Annotated in this window: 22 protein-coding genes and 2 tRNA genes; 18 read left to right on the top strand and 6 right to left on the bottom strand. The window is 46.3% G+C overall.

The features are described from left to right. The first annotated feature begins 309 nt into the window (after positions 1–309). The 7 genes from pyrB (at position 310) to mtgA (ending at position 5883) form a co-directional block, all read left to right on the top strand. Positions 310–1251, top strand: a complete 942-nt coding sequence (gene pyrB, locus BACPLE_RS07690) for an aspartate carbamoyltransferase (RefSeq protein ID WP_007560519.1) — start codon at positions 310–312, stop codon at positions 1249–1251. A 28-nt stretch (positions 1252–1279) separates the two neighbouring features. Next, positions 1280–1738, top strand: a complete 459-nt coding sequence (gene pyrI / locus BACPLE_RS07685; protein WP_007560517.1) for an aspartate carbamoyltransferase regulatory subunit — start codon at positions 1280–1282, stop codon at positions 1736–1738. Positions 1739–1741: 3 nt separating this feature from the next. Then, a complete protein-coding gene (locus tag BACPLE_RS07680; RefSeq protein ID WP_007560515.1) occupies positions 1742–2308 on the top strand; it encodes a flavin reductase family protein in 567 nt (188 codons plus the stop codon). 7 nt (positions 2309–2315) lie between these two features. Continuing rightward, positions 2316–3053, top strand: a complete 738-nt coding sequence (locus tag BACPLE_RS07675) for a porin family protein (protein ID WP_007560513.1) — start codon at positions 2316–2318, stop codon at positions 3051–3053. A gap of 30 nt (positions 3054–3083) precedes the next feature. Beyond that, positions 3084–4364, top strand: coding sequence for a serine hydroxymethyltransferase (gene glyA, locus BACPLE_RS07670; protein WP_007560511.1), 1281 nt, complete (start codon positions 3084–3086; stop codon positions 4362–4364). 24 nt (positions 4365–4388) lie between these two features. Then, complete coding sequence (locus BACPLE_RS07665; RefSeq protein WP_007560509.1) at positions 4389–5105, top strand: OmpA family protein; 717 nt, start codon at positions 4389–4391, stop codon at positions 5103–5105. Between the two features lie 82 nt (positions 5106–5187). Then, on the top strand, positions 5188–5883 hold the full coding sequence (mtgA, locus tag BACPLE_RS07660; protein ID WP_007560507.1) for a monofunctional biosynthetic peptidoglycan transglycosylase: 696 nt from the start codon (positions 5188–5190) through the stop codon (positions 5881–5883). Between the two features lie 11 nt (positions 5884–5894). On the opposite strand, the gene BACPLE_RS07655 is transcribed toward mtgA, so the two are convergent. Beyond that, entirely contained in the window at positions 5895–6512 is a 618-nt protein-coding gene (locus tag BACPLE_RS07655) for a trimeric intracellular cation channel family protein (RefSeq protein ID WP_040312672.1), read from the bottom strand. A gap of 28 nt (positions 6513–6540) precedes the next feature. Next, positions 6541–8007, bottom strand: coding sequence for a DUF3078 domain-containing protein (locus BACPLE_RS07650; RefSeq protein WP_007560502.1), 1467 nt, complete (start codon positions 8005–8007; stop codon positions 6541–6543). Positions 8008–8346: 339 nt separating this feature from the next. Here BACPLE_RS07650 and BACPLE_RS07645 point away from each other — a divergent pair, with 339 nt between their 5' ends. From BACPLE_RS07645 to BACPLE_RS07620, 6 genes are all read left to right on the top strand, one after another. Next, on the top strand, positions 8347–9945 hold the full coding sequence (locus tag BACPLE_RS07645; RefSeq protein ID WP_007560500.1) for a CTP synthase: 1599 nt from the start codon (positions 8347–8349) through the stop codon (positions 9943–9945). Positions 9946–9974: 29 nt separating this feature from the next. After that, positions 9975–11834, top strand: coding sequence for a membrane protein insertase YidC (yidC, locus tag BACPLE_RS07640; RefSeq protein WP_007560499.1), 1860 nt, complete (start codon positions 9975–9977; stop codon positions 11832–11834). 134 nt (positions 11835–11968) lie between these two features. Beyond that, positions 11969–12859, top strand: coding sequence for an ion transporter (locus tag BACPLE_RS07635; protein WP_007560497.1), 891 nt, complete (start codon positions 11969–11971; stop codon positions 12857–12859). A gap of 23 nt (positions 12860–12882) precedes the next feature. After that, positions 12883–15009: a S9 family peptidase gene (locus BACPLE_RS07630; RefSeq protein ID WP_007560495.1), complete on the top strand. Its 2127-nt coding sequence runs from the start codon at positions 12883–12885 to the stop codon at positions 15007–15009. A 160-nt stretch (positions 15010–15169) separates the two neighbouring features. Further along, positions 15170–15244, top strand: a tRNA-Pro gene (locus BACPLE_RS07625). A 35-nt stretch (positions 15245–15279) separates the two neighbouring features. Beyond that, a tRNA-Pro gene (locus BACPLE_RS07620) sits at positions 15280–15354 on the top strand. Positions 15355–15606: 252 nt separating this feature from the next. Here the strand turns inward: BACPLE_RS07620 and BACPLE_RS07615 are convergent. The 3 genes from BACPLE_RS07615 to recR are packed head-to-tail and all read right to left on the bottom strand — an operon-like array spanning position 15607 to position 17221. Next, a complete protein-coding gene (locus tag BACPLE_RS07615) occupies positions 15607–16122 on the bottom strand; it encodes a GNAT family N-acetyltransferase (RefSeq protein ID WP_007560493.1) in 516 nt (171 codons plus the stop codon). Between the two features lie 7 nt (positions 16123–16129). After that, positions 16130–16591, bottom strand: coding sequence for a hypothetical protein (locus BACPLE_RS07610; protein WP_007560491.1), 462 nt, complete (start codon positions 16589–16591; stop codon positions 16130–16132). A 12-nt stretch (positions 16592–16603) separates the two neighbouring features. After that, a complete protein-coding gene (gene recR, locus BACPLE_RS07605) occupies positions 16604–17221 on the bottom strand; it encodes a recombination mediator RecR (protein ID WP_040312670.1) in 618 nt (205 codons plus the stop codon). A 145-nt stretch (positions 17222–17366) separates the two neighbouring features. Here recR and yihA point away from each other — a divergent pair, with 145 nt between their 5' ends. After that, positions 17367–17978 carry a ribosome biogenesis GTP-binding protein YihA/YsxC gene (gene yihA, locus BACPLE_RS07600; protein WP_007560486.1) on the top strand — a complete coding sequence of 204 codons (612 nt, stop codon included), beginning with the start codon at positions 17367–17369 and terminating at the stop codon, positions 17976–17978. A 68-nt stretch (positions 17979–18046) separates the two neighbouring features. Here the strand turns inward: yihA and BACPLE_RS07595 are convergent, their stop codons facing one another. Further along, a complete protein-coding gene (locus BACPLE_RS07595) occupies positions 18047–18835 on the bottom strand; it encodes a DUF4738 domain-containing protein (protein WP_007560484.1) in 789 nt (262 codons plus the stop codon). A gap of 115 nt (positions 18836–18950) precedes the next feature. Here BACPLE_RS07595 and BACPLE_RS07590 point away from each other — a divergent pair, with 115 nt between their 5' ends. From BACPLE_RS07590 to hydE, 4 genes are all read left to right on the top strand, one after another. Next, on the top strand, positions 18951–20075 hold the full coding sequence (locus BACPLE_RS07590) for an HU domain-containing protein (protein ID WP_007560482.1): 1125 nt from the start codon (positions 18951–18953) through the stop codon (positions 20073–20075). Between the two features lie 19 nt (positions 20076–20094). After that, positions 20095–20634 (top strand): FHA domain-containing protein, encoded by a 540-nt coding sequence (locus tag BACPLE_RS07585; RefSeq protein ID WP_007560480.1) that lies wholly within the window; start codon positions 20095–20097, stop codon positions 20632–20634. A gap of 62 nt (positions 20635–20696) precedes the next feature. After that, complete coding sequence (locus BACPLE_RS07580; protein WP_007560478.1) at positions 20697–22172, top strand: 4Fe-4S dicluster domain-containing protein; 1476 nt, start codon at positions 20697–20699, stop codon at positions 22170–22172. A gap of 4 nt (positions 22173–22176) precedes the next feature. Then, entirely contained in the window at positions 22177–23223 is a 1047-nt protein-coding gene (gene hydE, locus BACPLE_RS07575; protein WP_007560476.1) for a [FeFe] hydrogenase H-cluster radical SAM maturase HydE, read from the top strand. The last annotated feature ends 6 nt before the right edge of the window (positions 23224–23229 follow it).

Below are 23229 nucleotides of genomic sequence, written 5' to 3'. Positions count from 1 at the left end.
ATCCGATTTTTATTGCTACTTTTGTACCAAGACGAGAGACATTGACAGCAACTCACAGCAGAACGTAGAAATAGACAGGGTTGCCAAATCATTACCTCATTTTTACCTTATCCTCAGAACTGCTTGCTAATAAAGTGGTTATAAAAATCTTCCAGAATTACGAAAAATCTTTGTAACAAAGACTTATTTTCCGCAATATCCTCTTAAATGAGAAAACGTAGTCCGAAATATCCCAAAAACGGTGGGATTTCTATTTTTTTTACCTACCTTTGAACTCCGGTATTATAAAAGTAATCAAAAACAGCTAACATGGAAAATAGAAGTTTAGTTACTATCGCCGAACATTCCAAAGAGAAAATCATGTATCTTCTGGAAATGGCAAGAGAATTCGAAAAGAAACCTAACCGCCGTTTGCTGGCAGAAAAGGTAGTTGCCACTCTGTTCTTTGAACCATCTACCCGCACTCGTCTGAGTTTTGAAACGGCAGCCAACCGCCTGGGAGCAAGGGTCATCGGATTTACCGACCCGAAAGTGACCAGTTCCTCCAAAGGTGAAACCCTGAAGGATACCATCATGATGGTGAGCAATTATGCAGACATCATCGTAATGAGACACTATCTGGAAGGAGCTGCACGTTATGCCAGTGAAGTGGCTCCGGTGCCTATCGTAAATGCCGGAGATGGTGCAAACCAGCATCCTTCACAAACAATGCTGGATTTATACTCCATCTATAAAACTCAAGGCACACTGGAAAATCTGAATATTTATCTGGTAGGTGACTTGAAATACGGAAGAACGGTTCACTCGCTGCTGATGGCTATGCGACACTTCAATCCTACTTTCCATTTCATAGCTCCGGACGAACTGAAAATGCCGGACGAATACAAGCTGTATTGCCAGGAACATCACATCAAATACGTAGAACACACTGATTTCACGGAAGAAACTATTGCAGATGCCGACATTCTGTATATGACCCGTGTACAACGGGAGCGTTTCACCGACCTCATGGAGTATGAAAGAGTAAAGGATGTATATATCCTGAACAACAAGATGCTGGAACATACACGTCCGAATCTGAAAATCCTCCACCCGCTTCCTCGTGTGAACGAGATTACTTACGACGTGGACGACAATCCGAAGGCTTACTATTTCCAACAGGCCAAAAACGGTCTTTATGCCCGTCAGGCTATCCTTTGCGACGTACTGGGAATTACGCTCGATGAGGTAAAAGCTGATACTGAAAAATAATCCGGAAAACTATTCAATTCAAGTAACTATGAGTGAAAAGAAAGAATTACAGGTGGCTGCGCTGAAAAACGGAACAGTCATTGACCATATACCATCCAATAAATTGTTTACTGTTGTATCTTTACTCGGCCTGCAAGATGAAGATGCCAACATCACAATAGGCAACAATTTTGAAAGCAAGAAACTGGGCAAAAAGGGAATCATCAAGATTGCTGACCGCTTTTTTACGGAAGAAGAAATCAGCCGCTTATCTGTGGTAGCTTCCAAAATCAAACTAAACATTATCCGCGACTATGAAGTCGTAGAAAAGAAAGAGGTAGAAATGCCCGACGAACTGAAAGGTATCGTGAAATGCAACAACCCGAAATGTATCAGCAACAACGAGCCGATGCTGACCTGGTTCCATGTCATCGACAAGGAGAAAGGTCTCCTGAAATGCCACTACTGCGAAAAAGAACAGCAGAAGGACAACATCAAACTTCTGTAAACCATGAAGCAGGACTGGAAACCAGGAACTATGATTTATCCTCTTCCGGCTGCTCTGGTTACATGCGGCAGTTGCGAAGAAGAATATAACATTATTACCGTAGCGTGGGTAGGTACAATTTGTACCAACCCACCTATGTGTTATATTTCTGTCAGACCGGAACGCCACTCCTATCCTATTCTGAAAAAGAATATGGAATTTGTCATTAACCTGACCACCAAAGACATGGCTTTTGCCACAGACTGGTGCGGAGTTCGTTCAGGAAAAGACTACAACAAGTTTCAGGAAATGAAACTGACACCGGGAAAGGCCTCTATGGTACAGGCTCCTATCATTGAAGAATCTCCTCTCTGCATTGAATGTCGGGTAAAGGAAATCGTGGCATTAGGCTCGCACCACATGTTTATTGCTGATGTAGTCAATGTGAAGGCAGATGACAAATACTTGAATTCAGAAACCGGGAAATTCGAACTGGCACAGTCAAACTTACTGGTCTATGCCCATGGAGGATACTATGAACTGGGAGAAAAAGTAGGCAAGTTCGGATGGTCTGTAGAGAAAAAGAAATAACTGAATTATGATAAAAGAAGCCCTATTTACCCTCATTGGAAGCGGTGTGCTGGCAGTTTGCAAATTGCAGGCACAAGCCGTAACCACGCCTATGGTTACGCTGAAACAGCCCCGTTTCAATATAGGAGTAAAAGCAGGCTTCAACTCTTCCATGTTCTTTACGGATGAGATTTCAATTAACGGCAAAGAACTGGAGCTCGCCCAAAATAACTATAAAGTAGGGTATTTTGCTGCAGTGTTCTGTCGGTTCAACATGAAAAAGCATCATTTCATCCAGCCAGAGTTCTCCTGCAACATCACACAAGGAAGTGTCTCTATCCCCAGCACATTGGCCAACTCGGAAATCCTAAAAGAAAACGCCTTGATTAAAAGAAGAATGACCACGCTTGACCTTCCCATTCTTTACGGATATAAGTTTATAGACGTACATCCGTACGGAATGGCTTTCTTCGTCGGTCCCAAGGTAACATGGATATGGAAGAAACACAGCTCTACCGAATTCTCAGGATTTCATCAGCAAGGCATAAAGGAAGAGCAGTATCCATTCCAGTACAGCGGAGTAGTAGGACTGGCTGTAAATGTATCCAATATTTTCTTTGATTTCCGATACGAAGTGGGACTTCATAATACCATTCGCTCCATCACTTATGACACGAATCAGACCGAAGCTCCATATAATGAAGGAAAGATTAAGCTGGAGCAACGGAAAAATATCCTAAGCTTCTCAGTTGGAGTTATTTTCTAACAGGAATTTTCACTTTAAAACAACTATATCATGAAACGAGACGATTCTATTTTTAGCATCATTGAGAAAGAACACCAGAGACAATTGAAAGGTATTGAACTGATTGCCTCAGAGAATTTCGTAAGTGAACAAGTTATGCAAGCCATGGGCTCTTGCCTGACCAACAAATACGCAGAAGGATATCCAGGGAAAAGATATTACGGAGGATGTGAAGTAGTAGACCAGAGTGAACAGCTGGCCATCGACCGTATCAAACAGATTTTCGGTGCTGAATGGGCAAACGTACAGCCTCACTCAGGTGCACAGGCTAATGCTGCAGTATTTCTGGCAGTATTGAATCCGGGCGACAAGTTCATGGGCTTGAATCTGGCACACGGCGGACATCTGTCTCATGGTTCTGCCGTGAATACTTCAGGTATTCTATACACTCCATGCGAATATAACCTGAACAAGGAAACAGGTCGCGTAGATTATGACCAGATGGAAGAAATAGCTTTGAGAGAACACCCAAAATTGATTGTGGGTGGAGGATCAGCTTATTCACGTGAATGGGATTACAAACGTATGCGTGAAATTGCCGACAAGGTAGGTGCCATCCTGATGATTGACATGGCACATCCGGCCGGACTGATTGCTGCAGGTTTGCTTGACAATCCGGTAAAATACGCACACATTGTAACATCTACCACTCACAAGACATTACGTGGCCCGCGCGGAGGTATCATCTTAATGGGAAAAGACTTCCCTAACCCATGGGGAAAGAAAACTCCGAAGGGTGAAATCAAGATGATGTCACAGCTACTGGATTCAGCTGTATTCCCGGGCATTCAAGGTGGTCCGCTGGAACATGTCATTGCAGCTAAAGCTGTAGCATTCTACGAATGTATGCAGCCAGAATATAAAGAATACCAAATTCAGGTACAGAAGAACGCACGTGTATTGGCTCAGGCCCTAATGGACCGTGGATTCACCATTGTATCAGGAGGAACTGATAATCATTCCATGCTGGTAGACCTGCGCACCAAATATCCGGATCTGACAGGAAAAGTGGCTGAAAAAGCACTGGTAGCAGCAGACATCACAGTAAACAAAAATATGGTACCGTTTGACACACGTTCTGCATTCCAGACATCGGGTATCCGTCTGGGAACTCCAGCTATTACTACCCGTGGAGCCAAAGAAGAATTAATGTATGAAATTGCAGAAATGATTGAAACTGTGCTGTCAAATGTAGATAATGAAGAGGTAATTGCTTCTGTACGCCATCGGGTAAATGAAACGATGAAAAACTATCCTATATTTGCATATTAACTAAACGATTAAAAACGAAACAAAATGAAAAAAATGAATTCAATGGCTATTTTACTGAGCGCATGCTTGGTATTTAGCGGATGCGGAATGACAAATACAGCCAAAGGCGGAATGATTGGCGGTGGAAGTGGTGCTGCTTTAGGAGCAATAATCGGAGGTGTCGTTGGCCACGGAAAAGGAGCTGCCATCGGAGCTGCGGTAGGTGCAGCTGTGGGTACAGGTGCTGGCGTATTGATTGGTAAAAAAATGGATAAAGCTGCTGCACAGGCAGAACAGATTGAAGGTGCCCAAGTAGAACAGGTAACCGACAACAACGGCTTGCAGGCTGTAAAAGTAACTTTCGACTCTGGTATCCTGTTTAATACCAGCAGTGCTACGTTGAGTTCTTCTGCGAAATCTGCACTAAGTAAATTTGCCAATAACGTGCTGAACCAGAACAAAGATATGGACGTAGCCATCTACGGGTATACTGATAATACCGGCTGGAAAAACAGTACAGCAGAACAAAGCCGTCAGAAGAATCTGGACCTTTCACAAGAACGCGCCCAAAGTGTATCAAGCTATCTGCTGGCTTGTGGTGCTTCTTCCAGCCAGATTAAGTCTGTAACAGGTATGGGTGAAGAAAATCCCGTAGCAGACAACTCTACTGCTGCCGGACGTCAGGAAAACCGCCGAGTAGAAGTATATATGTATGCCAGCCAGCAAATGATTCAGCAAGCTGAAGCTGGAACTTTACAATAAATTACAAATTTCATAGTAACAAACATTCATTATGCCGGGTCTTTCAGACTCGGCATAATTTTCATCCCAACACTCGGCACTAATGAACAGCAAACGAATTCTAAGATACCTACGTAATCTGATTATCTTTTTCTTTGCATCAACCATCCTTTCCGTCATTGCGTTAAGATTTATCCCAGTCTATATCACTCCCCTGATGGTGATAAGAAGTGTTGAACAACTGGTAAAAGGCGAGGAACTGGTCATGAAGCACAAATGGGTACCAAAAGAAAAAATATCACGTCATCTTCCGATGGCAGTCATAGCCTCTGAAGACAACCGCTTTGCCAGCCACAACGGATTCGACTTTAAAGAAATCAGCAAGGCTATTGAAGAAAACAAAAAGCGCAAAAAAGCCAGAGGCGCAAGTACCATCAGTCAGCAGACAGCCAAGAACGTATTTTTATGGCCCTCTTCTTCCTGGATCAGAAAAGGCTTCGAAGTGTATTTCACGGTATTGATAGAACTGATGTGGGATAAAGAAAGAATCATGGAAGTTTATCTGAACTCCATCGAAATGGGAGATGGTATATATGGAGCAGAAGCTGTGGCGAAAGCTCACTTTCACACCACGGCCTCTCAACTTACCCGCAAACAATGTGCGCTTATTGCAGCCAGTCTCCCGAATCCAAGAAAATATAATTCCGGGAAACCAAGTCCTTACATGTACAAACGCCAGCGGAAAATTATGTATCTGATGAAATGCGTTCCTACTTTTCCGGAAAAGTCCAAGAAATAAAGGAACCGGAGTCAGGGCTCCGGATCTCCTTTCAAAATCGGAAGAGTAATTTTATATTTGACTGCCAGAATACGGGCTACAAACACTGTGATTCCTCCAATAATCTGTGCAAGCACAGATTCCATATCCAGCATCAGACAAATCCAGTAAACCAGTCCGCCAATCACACAGGCCATAGCATAAATCTCTTTACGGAATATCAGCGGAATTTCGTTAATAAATATATCACGCAACACCCCTCCTGCTGCACCGGTAATACTTCCCATAATAATAGCAATCCAGAACGGATACCCTAATGTATACGCCTTACTGAATCCGACGATTGTAAACAGCGCCAAACCAATGGTGTCAAAAATAAAGAACGTATTGTTCAGTCGAATGACATATTTTCCAAACAAAATAACAAAAAACATGGCAAAGGCCGTACAAATCAGGTACATCGGGTCTGTCATCCAGGCTGGAGTTACATCCAGCAACAAGTCACGAATCGTTCCTCCCCCAATAGCAGTAGCCAATCCAACCACATAGGCACCAAACCAGTCAAACCGCTTGGCAGAGGCAAGCCGTATACCACTAATGGCAAAAGCGAAAGTCCCCACAAAATCCAGTATCGTTACAAACGAAGGCATCTGAAAAAAAACGTCCATAGCAAATATTTTACCAAGTATAACTTAAACCAAAACTAAGCAGTTCCTGTAACTGAAAATAGCTTTTATCTTCTTCACGAGTCACCCCATCGTCAAATCGGCCATGGACAAACAATTTCGTCGAAAGATATTTATTAATTGTGAAAGTGAACGTATTTTCCCATTCACCCAACACTTTCTCATAGTTGGTAGTATAAGAAAGACGAGACTCCCACATCAAAATTGAAAACATTTTCCATTTCAATGTGGATTCCAAACGAGAACCCCATACACTTTCTCGTTTATAACCTGCTTCAATGTTAAACTTCGTCGGGTCTACCCTGTCACTGGCCACACTATACAAGGTGTAGTTTATCGGGTTCACCAGCACAGACAAGTTGCAAACTCCATCCTTCACGAACTTGTAGTCCATACCGAGACCGACGTTCAGTTCAGCCGGCGAGAAGAAAGCAGAAACCAAGTTGTCAGAGTTAGTCTCATAGTTTGAGAAGAACTGTGTCTTGAATTCTGCCGACAATGTATAGTACCATGTACTGAATGCCTTATAACCCAGTTTAGAGCTCAAACGAAGGAGGTCATTATTAGCTTTGTAACTATGCACTGTATCTGAAGGAGCTGTAATAAAGCCTAATTTCCACTCAATCTTATTTTCAAACTGAACACGTTGTCTGTCATCATAGTTAGCCTGCCAGGTAAATCCGGAGAGTAATGATTTTGTACTTTCACCACCCTTATACCAGTTCTTGGAAATATAGTTCTGCGAGAACTGCAGATAACCGTTTCCACCAAAGGTCCAGAAATTAGGTTTGATAACCAGCAAGTCTTTTTCCGTCACCCGATTAGGAAGTTCATCATTCTGCATCATATCGAGCAAATTCTCTGTTCGCGGCTGATCCACAATCACTTCACCATATATTGGTTTTAACCCTTTTAAATTTTCCTCATTTTGTTTCACCAAGTTCGGATAAGACAAGTAAAAAGAAAGCAACTGTCGGTTTACAGCCTTATCTACCTGAACAGAATGGCGCAAATCGGCTACCTGAGGCAACTGTTTTTCCAGTACATTCTCTTTTATAAAAGGTATCTGAGGCTTCCAATCAGAAATACTGAAAGCCTGCTCAATCGGTGCCTCATAATAAGTGGCCGGCATCGACAATTTATAATAATCCGGATTAGGACGAATACCTGTAATCAACAAGTAAATATCGTCCCAGCGCTCCAGCTGGGCATTATAATCCTGACGGAAATTCTGCAACATCCGCCAGAAATTTCGTACTTCCAAAGGAGGTAATTCCACCTTCTTTTTCACTACCGGAACTACTTTTTTTTCTAAGGGCGTCCGCAAACTATCCATAGAAGCGGTCACACTCAAAGAATCTACCTCATTTTTTACAGAATCCGAAGAAACCTCAATATTTTGTGCAGCCAACCCACCGCACATTGTTAATAATACCACAAAAAGACCCGTCTTTTTCATTATTCGTCATTCTTAAAATCTTGTGCAAAAGTACGATTTATTTCCCAAAGAAGTTTGCTTTCGTACCTACTAATTACACAATAAACTATTTTCTGTCCTCCATTGTTTAAAATTTTACTTGTACATCTACCGGAAAACTTAAGGATATTTGAAGTTAAACACGGTTTTACTCTTCTTACTTTTGTGGGTTCAGCTTTTTTTTATAATTTTGCAAACTTGAAGAAGTAGTTCTTCCATGTGGGAAAAATATCGTTTCCCGCTTTCCTGTAGTTACTTTTTTAAGAGAAAAGAAAGTAGACTACATTAAACTGTTGAATTTAATTTTTAAATATTCATATTGTGGCAGAAACAAAGTATATTTTCGTAACAGGTGGTGTAGCCTCTTCATTAGGAAAAGGAATCATCTCATCATCTATCGGTAAGTTGCTGCAGGCCAGAGGCTACAGCGTAACCATCCAGAAGTTCGACCCGTATATCAACATCGACCCGGGAACCCTGAATCCCTATGAACACGGAGAATGCTACGTAACCGTAGACGGACATGAAGCCGACCTTGACTTAGGACACTACGAACGCTTCTTAGGCATCCAAACTACCAAAGCCAACAACATCACTACCGGACGTATCTACAAGAGTGTAATCGACAAGGAACGTCGTGGAGACTATCTTGGCAAGACTATCCAGATTATCCCTCACATCACTGACGAAATTAAACGCAATGTCAAATTGCTGGGCAACAAATACAAATTCGATTTCGTCATTACTGAAATCGGAGGAACTGTGGGCGATATCGAATCACTTCCTTATCTGGAAAGCATCCGCCAGCTGAAATGGGAATTAGGGAAGAACGCTTTGTGCGTACACTTGACTTATGTACCTTATTTGGCTGCTGCCGGTGAATTGAAAACCAAACCGACACAGCACTCTGTTAAAGAACTGCAGTCTGTAGGTATCCAGCCGGATATTCTGGTGCTTCGTACAGAACACGAGCTCAGCATGGGACTGAGAAAGAAAGTTGCTTTGTTCTGTAACGTAGACGACAACGCCGTTATCCAGTCAATGGACATGCCGACCATCTACGAAGTACCTTTGCGTATGCAGGAACAGAAACTGGATGTAACTATCCTTGAAAAGATGGGACTTCCGGTAGGCGAAACTCCTACCCTCGGCCCGTGGAGAGACTTCCTGAACCGTCGTCACAATGCGACAGAGAAGGTAAGAATCGGACTGGTAGGAAAATACGATTTGCAGGATGCCTACAAATCAATCTTGGAAGCCCTTTCACAAGCAGCAACTTATAATGACCGCAAGGCCGACATTCACTTTATCAATAGTGAGAACCTAACCGACGACAACATTGAAGAGCACCTGAAAGACATGGATGGTGTCATCATCTGCCCGGGATTCGGACAGCGTGGTATCGAAGGTAAGTTCGTAGCTATCAAGTACTGCCGTACACACAACGTACCGACATTCGGTATCTGTCTGGGTATGCAGTGCATTGCCATCGAATTCGCACGAAACGTACTGGGATATGCCGATGCCAACAGCCGTGAAATGGACGAAAAGACTCCGCACAATGTAATCGACATCATGGAGGAACAGAAATCCATCACCAACATGGGTGGTACCATGCGTCTGGGAGCTTACGAGTGTGTTATCGACCCGAACTCCAAGACTTATGAGGCTTACCAGAGTGAACACATCCAGGAACGTCACCGCCACCGCTACGAATTCAACAACAACTACAAGGAAGAATTCGAAAAGGCGGGCATGAAATGTGTAGGTATCAATCCGGAATCTGACCTGGTGGAAATCGTGGAAATCCCGACCCTGAAATGGTTCATCGGTACACAGTTCCATCCGGAATACAGCAGTACGGTACTGAAACCACATCCGCTGTTCCTGTCGTTCATCAAGGCAGCTATCAGCAAATAAACCAAACATAACATTGTAAAAAAATAGAAATGGACAAAAACACGTTAGTGGGCTTTATCCTGATTGGAGCGGTCATCGTGGGATTCGGTATCTACAACCGCCCCAGCCAGGAAGAAAGAGCACGCGCACAGCACTATCAGGACTCTATTCAACAGGTTATCAAGCAACAAGAAGAAGCTCAGGAAAAGCAGGCTGCTGCAGCCATTGAGGCGGCACGCCCCGACAGCACTTCCCTCTTCTTCCAAGCCGCACAGGGTACGGAACAGTTTACCGTACTGGAGAACGAGCTGGTTCAGCTGACTTTCTCCAACAAAGGCGGACGAGTAAGCAAGGCCCTGCTGAAAGAGTATAAAGACCAGAAGAAGCAGCCTCTCGTTCTGTTCGACGGCGAAGATGCTTCCATGAATTTCGGTTTTGAAGGAAAGAACGAGAACATCCTCAGCCAGCAAATGTATTTCGAGGCGACCAATGTGACCGATTCTACCGTGACCATGCGACTGAACGCAGCCAACGGCGGACATCTGGACTTCAACTACCGACTGCTGCCCAATTCGTACATGGTAGACCTTACCGTTCAGGCCAGCGGCATGCAGAATTTCTTCTCTCCTTCTACCAAGAGCATGAACATCGAATGGAAACAGCGTGCCCGCCAGATGGAGAAAGGTTACAACTTCGAACAGCGTTACACGTCATTGACCTACAAGCCGGTGGACGACAGCTTCGATTACTTGAGCGAAACAAAAGATGAGAAAGAAACCATTCCTGAATCACTCGACTGGGTAGCTTTCAAGAATCAGTATTTCTCCTGTGTGTTCATGGCTGAGCAGAACTTTGACAATGCCACACTCGAATCAAAAATGGAACAGCAGGGAAGCGGCTACATGAAGAACTATGCAGCCGACATGAAGACAGCTTTCGACCCGACAGGTGCCAAAGCTTCGCACATGCAGTTCTACTTTGGTCCGAACCACTTCAAGACACTACTGGCCAGCAATGACTTGAGCTTTAAAGATAAAGATCAGGAACTGGAAGATCTGGTTTACCTGGGATGGCCGATTATCCGCCTGATTAACCGCTGGTTCACCATCAACCTGTTCGACTGGTTGTCAGGCTGGGGACTGAGCATGGGTATGGTTATCTTGCTTATGACTATCATCGTCAAGGTACTGGTACTCCCTACCACCTGGAAGTCTTTCATATCATCTGCCAAGATGCGTGCCCTGAAACCGTATGTAGATAAGATTAACGCCAAATATCCGAAGCAGGAAGATGCCCTGAAGAAACAGCAGGAAACCATGGCCCTCTATCGCCAGTACAATGTCAGTCCGATGGGCGGCTGTCTGCCGATGTTGTTGCAGACTCCGGTCTTCATGGCCCTCTTCTTCTTTGTGCCGAACGCTATCGAGTTGCGTCAGCAGGGATTCTTGTGGGCTGATGACCTTTCGGCTTACGACGACCTGATTAGCTGGAGCTACCACATCCCGTTGTTAGGCAACCACCTGAGTCTGTTCTGTCTGCTGTTCAGCATCACTACGGTGCTCAACCAGATCATCATGATGAAACAGCAGGATATGGGCAACAATCCGCAGATGGCTGCCATGAAATGGATGATGTACATCATGCCTGTGATGTTCTTCTTCATCTTCAATGACTACGCATCCGGATTGAGCTACTACTACTTCATCTCCGGTCTGATTGGTATCATTACCATGTGGATTATGCGCCGCATGACCGATGAAAAGAAATTGCTCGCCCAGCTGGAAGCCAACAAGAAGGAACCTTCACAGCAAAAGGCAAGCGGACTGATGGCCAAACTGGAAGCCCTGCAGAAAGAACAGGAACGTCTCCAGAAAGAACGTCAGGAACGCATGGGAGGTAAGAAAAAATAAAAAGATTATCTCACTTAATATAGCAGCGCGCCCCTCAATGGCATACAGACAAGCCATCGAGGGGCGCGCTTTTTTCTGCTACATTCCTCTTTTTCCATTTATTGTCTTACCTTTGCAAAAACAAAGGTAAAGCCATGAACTACTTTTCAAAACTCTATACCCGATGGCAGCATTTCCTGCACAATGAAACATTGAAGCAGAAAGTATATTCCATCGTTTTCGAATCAGACACGCCAAAAGGAAGACTGTTCGACATCATATTAATCAGCAGCATCATTCTTAGCGTACTGATGGTCATACTAGAAAGCATGCACCTGTTTTCTCCCACGGCTTACTGGGTATTGCGATTATTAGAGTATCTTCTTACTCTCTTCTTTACCATAGAATACCTGGCCCGTATTTACTGCCTGAAAAATCCCCGGAAATACATATTCAGCTTCTTCGGGCTGGTGGACTTGCTGGCCACCCTGCCGGTTTACCTGAGCTTCTTCCTGAAGGGAGCACACTACCTGCTGGTCATCCGGGCCTTCCGGCTCATCCGGATATTCCGCATTTTCAAACTGTTCTCTTTCATCAGTGAAGGCAATCTGCTACTGCGCTCCCTGCGCATCAGCGCACCGAAAATATCCGTATTTTTCTTTTTTGTCCTCATCTTGGTTACCTCCATGGGAACAGTCATGTACATGATTGAAGGCGACGTGCCCGGATCTGAGTTCAACAACATTCCCAACAGCATCTACTGGGCCATTGTTACCATGACCACCGTAGGTTATGGCGACATCACTCCCGTTACTCCGGTAGGACGATTTCTGTCGGCCATCATCATGCTCACCGGTTACACCATCATTGCCGTACCTACAGGAATCGTATCGGCGGCCATGGTAAGCCAGCAGAAAAAGCAGGCAGAACGCCAGTGCCCGCATTGCCACCAGACAGGCCACGACGCAGAAGCCGTCTATTGCAAATACTGCGGAAAGGAACTCGAGAGTGACTCAAAAAGAAAAATCCACAACGAAGAATTTTAATCATCAAACCATCAAATAAACACATGAAAAAAACAGATTTTATGACTATGACAGCAGCCATGATGCTCGCCACATCGGCCTGTGTAGGTCCTGAAAAAGCCGCACAGACAGATGGCCCCATCATCGGCAAGCAGGAGGTTACGGTAAAAGACGGCCGTATGACCCCTGAAACACTCTGGGCCATGGGACGCATCGGAAGTTCCTGTGTATCGCCCGACGGCAAACGCATTGCCTACACGGTGTCTTACTACAGCGTGAAAGAAAACAAGAGCCACCTGGTTATCTACGTAATGAATGCCGACGGCTCAGGCAACCAGCTGCTCACCACTACAGCTGCCAGCGAGGGAGAACCTGCATGGATCAAGAACGGCAGCAAGCTTGCTTTCCTGGCACCGGATGCCGACGGTAACAGCCAGATTTGGGAAATGAATCCCGACGGCAGCGAACGCGTACAGCTTTCTTCATTTGCCGGAGGAATTGACGGATTCAAGTTCTCACCCGACGAGAGCAAGGTGCTCTTCATCTCACAGGTGAAATACGGCGAACGCACCGTCGACAAGTATCCTGATCTGGACAAGGCCAGCGGAATGGTGATAGACGACCTGATGTACAAGCACTGGGATGAGTGGGTGCAAACCGTACCGCATCCGTTCGTGGCTCCATTTGCCGGAAACAAGGTAGGCGAAGCGACCGACATCCTGGCTGGCGCCCCCTACGAATCGCCGATGAAGCCTTTCGGTGGCATCGAACAACTTACGTGGAGTCCTGACTCCAAATGCATTGCGTATACCTGCCGCAAGAAAACCGGACTGGAATACGCCATCTCTACCGATTCGGACATTTACCTGTATAATCTGGAAACCAAGCAGACCCGCAACCTCTGCAAGGAAGACGCTACCGACAAGAACATGGGTTACGACACGAACCCGCAGTTCTCCCCCGACGGCGGATTCATTGCCTGGCAAAGCATGGAGCGCAACGGATACGAAAGCGACCGCAACCGCCTTTGCGTAATGGACTTGAAGAACGGCAAGAAGACTTACGTTACTGAATCCTTCCAGTCGGGTGTGGACAGCTACTGCTGGGCTCCGGATAACCAGACTCTCTATTTCACCGGTGTATGGCATGCCACCAGCATGATTCACCGCACAAACCTGAAGGGAGAAGTGGAACAGCTTACAGAAGGCATGTACGACTATGCCTCTGTAGAAATGCTGGGCGACGGACAACTTCTCACCAAGCGTCACTCTATCAGCGAAGCCGACGAGCTGTTCACTGTCAACCTGAACAAGGCCAATGAGGTAACCCGCATCACGCAGGAAAACGACCACATTTTCAAGCAGCTGAAGTTAGGTAAAGTAGAAGCCCGCTGGACAAAGACTGTCGATGGTAAAGACATGCTCTCATGGGTAATCTATCCGGTAGACTTCGACCCGAACAAGAAATACCCTACCCTGCTGTTCTGTGAAGGCGGTCCGCAGAGCCCCGTCAGCCAGTTCTGGAGCTACCGCTGGAACTTCCAGATTATGGCTGCCAACGATTACATCATCATCGCCCCCAACCGTCGCGGTTTGCCGGGATTCGGCATGGAATGGCTGGAAGAAATCAGCACCAACTACGGCGGACACTGCATGGACGACTACCTGACCGCCATCGACGACATCGCCAAGGAACCGTACGTAGATAAAGACCGCTTGGGTTGCGTAGGTGCCAGCTTCGGAGGATATTCTGTATACTGGCTGGCCGGACACCACAACAAGCGTTTCAAGGCCTTCATCGCACACGACGGATTCTTCAACATGGAGCAGCAGTACCTCGAAACCGAAGAACTCTGGTTCACCAACTGGGATTTGGGTGGCCCGTACTGGGACAAGAACAACCCAGCTGTAAAGCGCAGCTATGCCAACTCTCCTCACCTGTTTGTCGACAAATGGGATACGCCTATCCTCTGCATCCACGGCGAGAAAGACTACCGTATCCTGGCTTCGCAGGGTATGGCCGCATTCAACGCTGCCAAACTAAGAGGTATTCCTGCCGAACTGCTGATTTTCCCGGACGAAAACCACTGGGTATTGAAACCGCAGAACGGTATTTTGTGGCAACGCACTTTCTTCAACTGGCTTGATCGCTGGCTGAAACCACAGAAATAAGTCACGCCCATCCGGACGCCCTAAAAAAAGATTTTTTCTATTCCATTGAATTTCAAACGATTTTAAAAATATCAGAAAAATTCCTGCAAAAAAAGAGCGTCCGGATTTGCATATTAAAATAAAAAGCCATACCTTTGCATCGCTTTTGAGAAAGACACTTCGGGGTGTAGCGCAGTCCGGTTAGCGCACCTGCTTTGGGAGCAGGGGGTCGTGGGTTCGAATCCCGCTACCCCGACAGAAGTCAAAAAGAGTAAAAGTTATTACATTGTTCGGGGTGTAGCGCAGTCCGGTTAGCGCACCTGCTTTGGGAGCAGGGGGTCGTGGGTTCGAATCCCGCTACCCCGACAAAAAAAGAAAGGCAACTTATCCAGTACGATGAGTTGCCTTTCTTTTTATATTCATTTCTCCTCAAAAAGAGTCCTTTCAAGCGACCTTCAAAAATGCCTAAGCGTTTGCTTTCAAACGCAAGTACATTTAAAGTGAAACACCCTTGCGTTTCACCTAAAACGTAAGGGCGTTTCATTCTAAACTCTTCGGCGTTTTCATCCGAATGTAAGTCTTTTTTCCAATCCTTTTCAGAATCAGGTCTTTACAAGTCTACAATTCGTTGATTTTCTGAAAGAAACACACATCCTGATAAGAAGTGCCTACCCGTATCCAGTCCTTCAGGATGCCACGTTCGGTATAGCCTGCCGAAGTGAACAGCTTCCGGCTGGCCACATTCCCCACCGGCACATAGGCATACAATTGCCTGAGCCCCAGCAAAGAGAAGCAATGCGATTCCAAAAGAGAAAGCGCCGCCTGCGCCACTCCCTGCCCCCGCAAGTCCTTCCGTACCACAATTCCTACTTCCGCCCGGTTGTGACGCGCATCAAAAGAAAACACATCCACAATGCCGGCCACTCCCTGCTCCTCACATACTATCATCAGCCGCAGTTGCCCGTCGGCATACAAGTCATTCTGATTCTCGGCAATGTAGCGTTTCATCTGGTAACGGGAATAAGGACCCGTAGCCGTACCCAGTTCCCAAAGTGCCGCATCGTTCTCAAACGAGAGCATCACCTCCAAATCTTCCGGCTCGGGTGCGCGAAGACTGACATTTCCCTGTTTCATAACCTTCTCATTTTTCCGGTTCGTCTTTCTGCAAATCAAGCTCCCGCATCAGGCGGCCGCGTCCCGGCACACAAAACAGCGAAGCTACCAGCAACATGCCCATACACAACAGACTAGTAACATCGAGCGTAGTATAATACACGGTCAGATTAAACAGTGCCGGAGCCAGCAGCATGGCCAGACGGATTTCACACCAGCGGCGGTAGCTCACCAACGCTTCGGGCAAGGACAGCTGACGGACATAGCGTGTCAGCGAAAGGCTGAACATGCGCAGCGACAATGGTATCAGACATACCGTCAGCAAGATGCCGACAGTCTGCAAGATGTATTCTGCCTGCGCATCGCCTACCATACTTCCCTGAGGCAATACATCCGTTTCATACAACACACACCCTGCCACGACGAGTATCCAGAACAAGGCAAATTCCACTTCCAGCACACGGAGCAGACGAGTCATTCTTTTTTCCATTTCTTTCTATTTTTAAAGGGTTCCGGTAAATGCCACACGGTTCACGATGGAACGTCCCAGCGTCACCTCATCCGTATATTGCAATTCATCACCGATGGAGATTCCACGGGCAATGACGGTTATCTTCACATCGCAGCCCACCAGTTTGCGGAAAATGTAGAAGTTGGTGGTATCTCCTTCCATCGTAGAACTCAGCGCCAGGATTACCTCCTTGACGGTACCTTCTTTCACACGATTCACCAAACTCTCTATCTCCAAATCTGAAGGACCGATACCGTCCATGGGCGAAATCACCCCGCCCAGCACATGATACAGTCCGCGATACTGCTGGGTATTCTCTACCGCCATCACATCGCGTATATTCTCTACCACACACACCGTGGTCACGTCGCGCGAAGGATTGGAACAGATGCGGCACACATCCGTATCAGAAATGTTGTGGCACACCTTGCAATACTTCACCTCTTTCTTTAAGGTAGAAATGGCACTGCTGAAGGCTTCTACCGTAGCTGTATCCTGACGCAGCAGGTGCAGCACAAGGCGCATGGCCGTTTTCCGTCCGATTCCGGGAAGCTTGGCAAACTCCCCCACCGCTTTTTCCAGTAAAACTGAAGGATATTGTTGATTCATGTTTATCGTTTCTTTAATACGAATGGCAAAAATACGGATAAAACGAGAACCGACCTCCATTTCGCGGACATTATTTTCAAGGAAGTCTTCCACCGAATCCCGTTTTTATATTACCTTTGCATAAAACAACTCACAGATATAACCTATGGACATAACCAGCGCAGAGTTCGTCGTAAGCAACTCACGGGCCGACATGTGCCCCCAGACTCATCTTCCGGAATATGCCTTTATCGGGCGCTCCAACGTGGGAAAATCCAGTCTCATCAACATGCTGACCAAGAATCCCAAACTGGCCATGACTTCGGCCACACCGGGAAAAACCTTGCTCATCAACCATTTCCTCATCAACAAGGAATGGTATCTGGTAGACCTTCCCGGCTACGGCTATGCCCAGCGAGGGAAAAAGATGATGGAGAAAATCCAGAAACTCATTGAATACTACGTGCTGGAGCGAGAACAGATGACCTGCCTGTTCGTCCTCATCGACAGCCGGTTGGAACCGCAGCGCATCGACCTGGAATTCATCGAGTGGTTAGGAGAAAACGGAATCCCCTTCGCCCTGATTTTCACCAAAGCCGACAAGCAAAGCGTGGGAAAGACGAAGGCCAGCGTAAACCGTTTCCTGGACACACTGAAAGAACAATGGGAAGAGCTGCCTCCGCATTTCATCTCTTCTTCGGAGAACAAGACCGGACGGCAGGAAATCCTCGATTACATAGAACAAGTAAACCGTTCGCTCAAAGAGCAGGCAGAATAAAAATATCCTCCAGACTGCGATTTTCATCCAAACAGTCTGGAGGATATTTTTTCATTATACCTTCCCGTTCAACGAGAGAAAACGATGTTTCCTTCCTTGCTCACGTCCAGCCGGACATTATAACAAGCCGCTCCGTCGGGAATACAAAGTGTAGCCACGTAACGATAACCTTTTTCATCCACTCTCACAAAGTCCATATCGCTCAGGATGGCGTTGTTCAGAAAATCGGCAGGAACCACGCGGGCAAACATTTCCTTATTTATATCTTTGGAGAACAAGCGTTCCTTTCCTTTGTACACACAGATATGGATGATATTGTCATAGTAGATATTTTCCACCGGAAGACCTTCTTCATTGATGCTGACAAGGGTTACCCGCTTCTTGGTCGGGTTGATGTACGCATAACCTCTGTAGCGTTCTCCTCCGTGAAAAATAACCGAATCTTTCTCAAACACCCCGTTTTCTACCACTTTCACCGGAACCACCGTACCAAACGACAAGGTATCCGATTCGGATTTATGCAGGCTCACCGTCTCGCCCACCGACGTGCGATAGCGCAGACTGTACGACAAGCATTCTTCTATGAAATAATGAATGGGCTGGGCACTGTACACCGTCATGGTATCATTGTGTACCGAAAAAGCCATCGGGGCATTAATCTGGCTGGCATAATAAATGCTGTCGCCTTGAATTTTGAATAAAGGTGCCTCCGTGTTGTCATCCAGCCAGATGCCTTGCAGCCGTTGTATGACTTCCTGATTTTCATTCTGCTTTTCTGCTCCGTGCTGCTGGGGAGACAGACATCCTGCCAGCATTCCTAATCCCCCAAGGAGCATTCCCAAGCCCATTTTTTTCATGCGTAAATGAATTTCTACATTTTCTCCGGCAAAAATACAACAAATTTGGTTTTCCTCCGAAAAATGCCCGTTGAAAGATACTCCACATAAGAGAAAAATGTATTATTTTTGCAATATGATTGAATTGGCAAAACATATAGAAGTATTATTGCTGGAGAATGATTGTGTCATCGTTCCCGGCCTGGGAGGATTCATTGCCCACAAACGGCAGGCCGCATATTCCATCCAAAAAGGAGAATTCATGCCGCCCCTCCGCACCATTGGATTCAATCCGCAACTGATAATGAACGATGGGCTGCTGGTACAGTCGTACATGCAGGCTTTTAACACCGACTTTCCCGATGCAACCCGCCGGATTGAAAAGACAGTGGCTGAACTGAAAGACCAATTGTACCAGCAAGGTCAGGTCACACTGAACAACGTAGGTACGATTTATTATAACATGAACGGCGGTTATGCCTTTGAACCGGCAGCCGCATCTTATTTCACTCCAAGTCTGTACGGACTGGAAAGTTTCACGCTTCCACAGTTACAACCTCTTCCTGTATCGTCTTCTCCTAAACAATTGCTTCCAAAAGTAAACGAGCAGACAGGAAAATCGAAGAAGCATTTCTCCCTGCGTCACTTCACACGCAACATAGTAGCGATAGCCGCAGCCGTATGTCTGTTCTTCGTACTCTCCGTTCCGGTAGAAAACACGTACATGGACGATGCGAACTACGCCTCTTTAGGTTCTATCAGCATGTTTGATGCCATCCGCAACCAGTCGGTGGCCACCAGCATACAAACAACTCCTCACACAGTAGTTGCACAGAAGGCTATAAAGAAGCAGACGGGCGAAAAGCGTGTCCGTAACAACGTGAACACGCTGAAACCGGTAGTTGTGAAGACGGAAAAAATTGCAGCGGCACCTGCTGCAAAAACAGTCGTAGCTAAAACGGCTACAGCAAAAGCTGAAACAAAGGCTGCCAAATTATCTAAGCAAGTGTCTACACAACCCGCTGCAAGTAAAAAGACGGCCTACATCATCGTAGCCAGTCTGCCGACATCGGACGATGCACAACGTGAACTGAAAAAATTCCAGCAGAAAGGATACAAGAATTGTCAGGTGCTTGAATCGAACGGACGTTTCCGCATCGCACTGGATAGTTATGCCACTTCAGGCGAAGCTTACCAGAAAGTGCAGACGCTGCGTAAACAGGAAGAATTCAAGAGTGCCTGGGTATTCACATCAAAATAAATATGCCCTTTAAAACAGAATGAAAAGAGTAAGATGCCCCAAATGTGACAACTTCATCCAGTTTGATGAAACCAAGTATGGAGAAGGACAGTCACTCGTTTTTATCTGTGACAACTGCAAGAAGCAGTTCAGCATCCGTATCGGGAAATCGAAACTGAATGCCGCCAACCGTAAGGAGGAAGTAATCGACGAGAAAGAAGGCATGCAGGATTTCGGCAACATACTGGCCGTGGAAAACGTATTTGCCTACAAGCAGGTGCTTCCGCTGCATGAGGGAGATAACCTCATCGGCCGCCGATGCAAAGGTAACGACATCGACATCCCTATCGAAAGTAATGATCCGAGTCTGGACCGTCGGCATTGTTACATCAACGTCAAGAAGAACAAGCAAGGGAAAATCATTTACACCCTGCGCGATAATGACAGCATCACAGGAACTTTCCTGATGAATGAAATTTTAGGACCGAAAGACCAAATCCGCATTGAAGACGGAGCTATTATTACCTTGGGAGCTACAACCTTGATTTTAAGAGCTGCCGAGGGACAAACGGAAGAGTAAACCGCACACGGACTCTATAATTTTAGGATAACTAATAACTAACAAACCTTTTTATTTCGATTATGGCTTTTACAAACAACGTAATGATTGTCCGGCATAAATTGCTGGAAAACCTGGTTGCTTTATGGAAAGAAAATCAATTAGTAGAAAAAATTGACCGCATTCCTTTGGAAATCAGTCCTCGACGTTCACAACCGGTGGGACGCTGCTGTATCCACAAGGAACGTGCCGTTACTAAATATAAGTTGCTCCCGCTGTTGGGCTGGGATATGACCGATGAAACGGACGAACTGACTCCGCTTTCTGAATATGCCCGCAAAACATTGGAACGCAAGGAAAGAATCAAAGAAAACATTCTCTGTGTCATCGACGAAGCATGCTCTTCTTGCGTGCAGGTAAACTATGAAGTAAGTAACCTTTGTCGGGGTTGTGTGGCTAGAAGCTGCTACATGAACTGTCCGAAGGGTGCCGTACACTTTAACAAGAAGACTGGTCAGGCACAGATTGACCACGACAAGTGCATCAGCTGTGGTATCTGCCACAAGAGCTGTCCGTATCACGCCATCGTTTACATTCCGGTGCCTTGTGAGGAAGCTTGTCCGGTGAAAGCCATCAGCAAAGACGAACACTACATCGAACACATCGATGAAAGCAAGTGTATCTATTGTGGAAAATGTCTGAATGCCTGTCCGTTTGGAGCCATCTTCGAAATTTCTCAGGTGTTCGATGTATTGGAAGCTATCCGTAAGGGAGAACAGGTAATTGCCATTCCGGCTCCGTCCGTATTGGGACAGTTCAAGGCTACCATCGAACAAGTGTACGGAGCATTGAAAGAAATTGGTTTTGCTGATGTAATTGAAGTGGCCGAAGGTGCCATGCACACTACCAGCAACGAAGCACACGAACTGCTGGAAAAGCTGGAAGAAGGACAAAAGTTCATGACTACTTCCTGCTGTCCGTCATACATCGAACTGGTAAACAAGCACATCCCAGACATGAAGCCTTACGTATCAAGCACAGGCTCTCCGATGTATTATGCGGCTCGCATTGCCAAAAAGAAATACCCGAATGCCAAGGTGGTCTTCATCGGCCCGTGTATCGCCAAAAGAAAAGAAGCACAGCGTGACGAATGCGTAGACTACGTGCTGACTTTCGAAGAACTTCACCCGATGTTCCGCGGCTTAGGCATCGAACTGGAACAGGCCAACCCGTACAAAGTGGCATACGAATCTGTATGTGAAGCACACGGATTTGCACAGGCGGGCGGTGTAGCTGGAGCAGTGAAAGCTTACCTGGGACCGAAAGCCAACGGCATCAAGATTATGCAGTTCTCTGACTTCACGAAGAAGAACATCGGTGTACTCCGCGCTTACGCCAAGACCGGAAAAGTGGATGCACAGTTCATCGAAATGATGGCTTGCGAAGGCGGATGCGTAACCGGCCCGAGCGCACACAACGATCCTGTAGCCGGAAAACGCCAGTTGAACCAAGACTTGCTGAAACGTACCTTGAAGTACGAAAACAATAATCAGGAATAAACCCATGAGGGAACTTATTGAACGCCTTTACCGGGAGCAGACACTGGCTCCCGGTGAATTGCGTACCCTTCTGCTGGAGTGCCGGGGGGAAGACCTCGACTTTCTCATGCAAAAGGCACGTGCCGTAGCACAAAGCCATTTCGGAAACAAAATCTATATCCGTGGACTCATTGAAATAGGGAACTGTTGTCACAACGACTGTTTCTACTGCGGCATCCGAAAAAGTAACCGCCACCTGAAGCGGTACCGACTGGATGTGGAGACCATTCTGGCCTGCTGCCGGCATGGATATGAGTTGGGATTCCGTACCTTCGTCCTGCAAGGAGGAGAAGACAACTACATGAACGATGACAGGGTAACGGAAGTGGTTACTGCGATACGAACCGAATTCCCCGACGCAGCCATCACCCTTTCACTTGGTGAACGCCCTACACTTTCCTACGAACGTTTTTTTCAGGCAGGTGCCAACCGCTATCTGTTGCGCCACGAAACGCACAACGAAGCACATTACCGTCGCTTGCATCCTGAAGACATGTCACTATCCAACCGCCTGCGTTGTCTGAACGATTTGAAACGCATCGGATTCCAGACGGGAACCGGCATCATGGTGGGAAGTCCAGGACAAACTGTCGACCACCTGGTGGAAGACATTCTTTTCATAGAACAATTCCGTCCCCAGATGATTGGTATCGGTCCTTTCCTGCCTCATCATGACACTCCTTTCGCTTCCTGCCTGCCCGGCAGTCTCACGCAGACACTCACGCTGCTTTCCATCTTCCGGCTGATGCATCCGCAGGCATTGATTCCTTCTACCACCGCCCTGGCAAGCCTTACACCCGACGGGCGCGAGAAAGGCATACTGGCAGGTGCCAATGTAGTAATGCCCAACCTCTCGCCGGTAGAACAGCGAAAGAATTATGCCTTGTATGACAATAAAGCCTCTATGGGCTCAGAAGCAGCCGAAGGACTGCGTCTGCTTGCACAACGGCTGGCTGCCATTGGTTACGAAATAGATAAAAGCCGAGGGGATTATCCCGGCAAAACACTATAAATTACA

It is taken from the genome of Phocaeicola plebeius DSM 17135, from assembly GCF_000187895.1.
GTDB classification, from domain to species: Bacteria; Bacteroidota; Bacteroidia; order Bacteroidales; family Bacteroidaceae; genus Phocaeicola; species Phocaeicola plebeius.
Note: the sequence above shows the minus strand (reverse complement) of the source record. Positions and strands in the feature narration are given on the sequence as shown.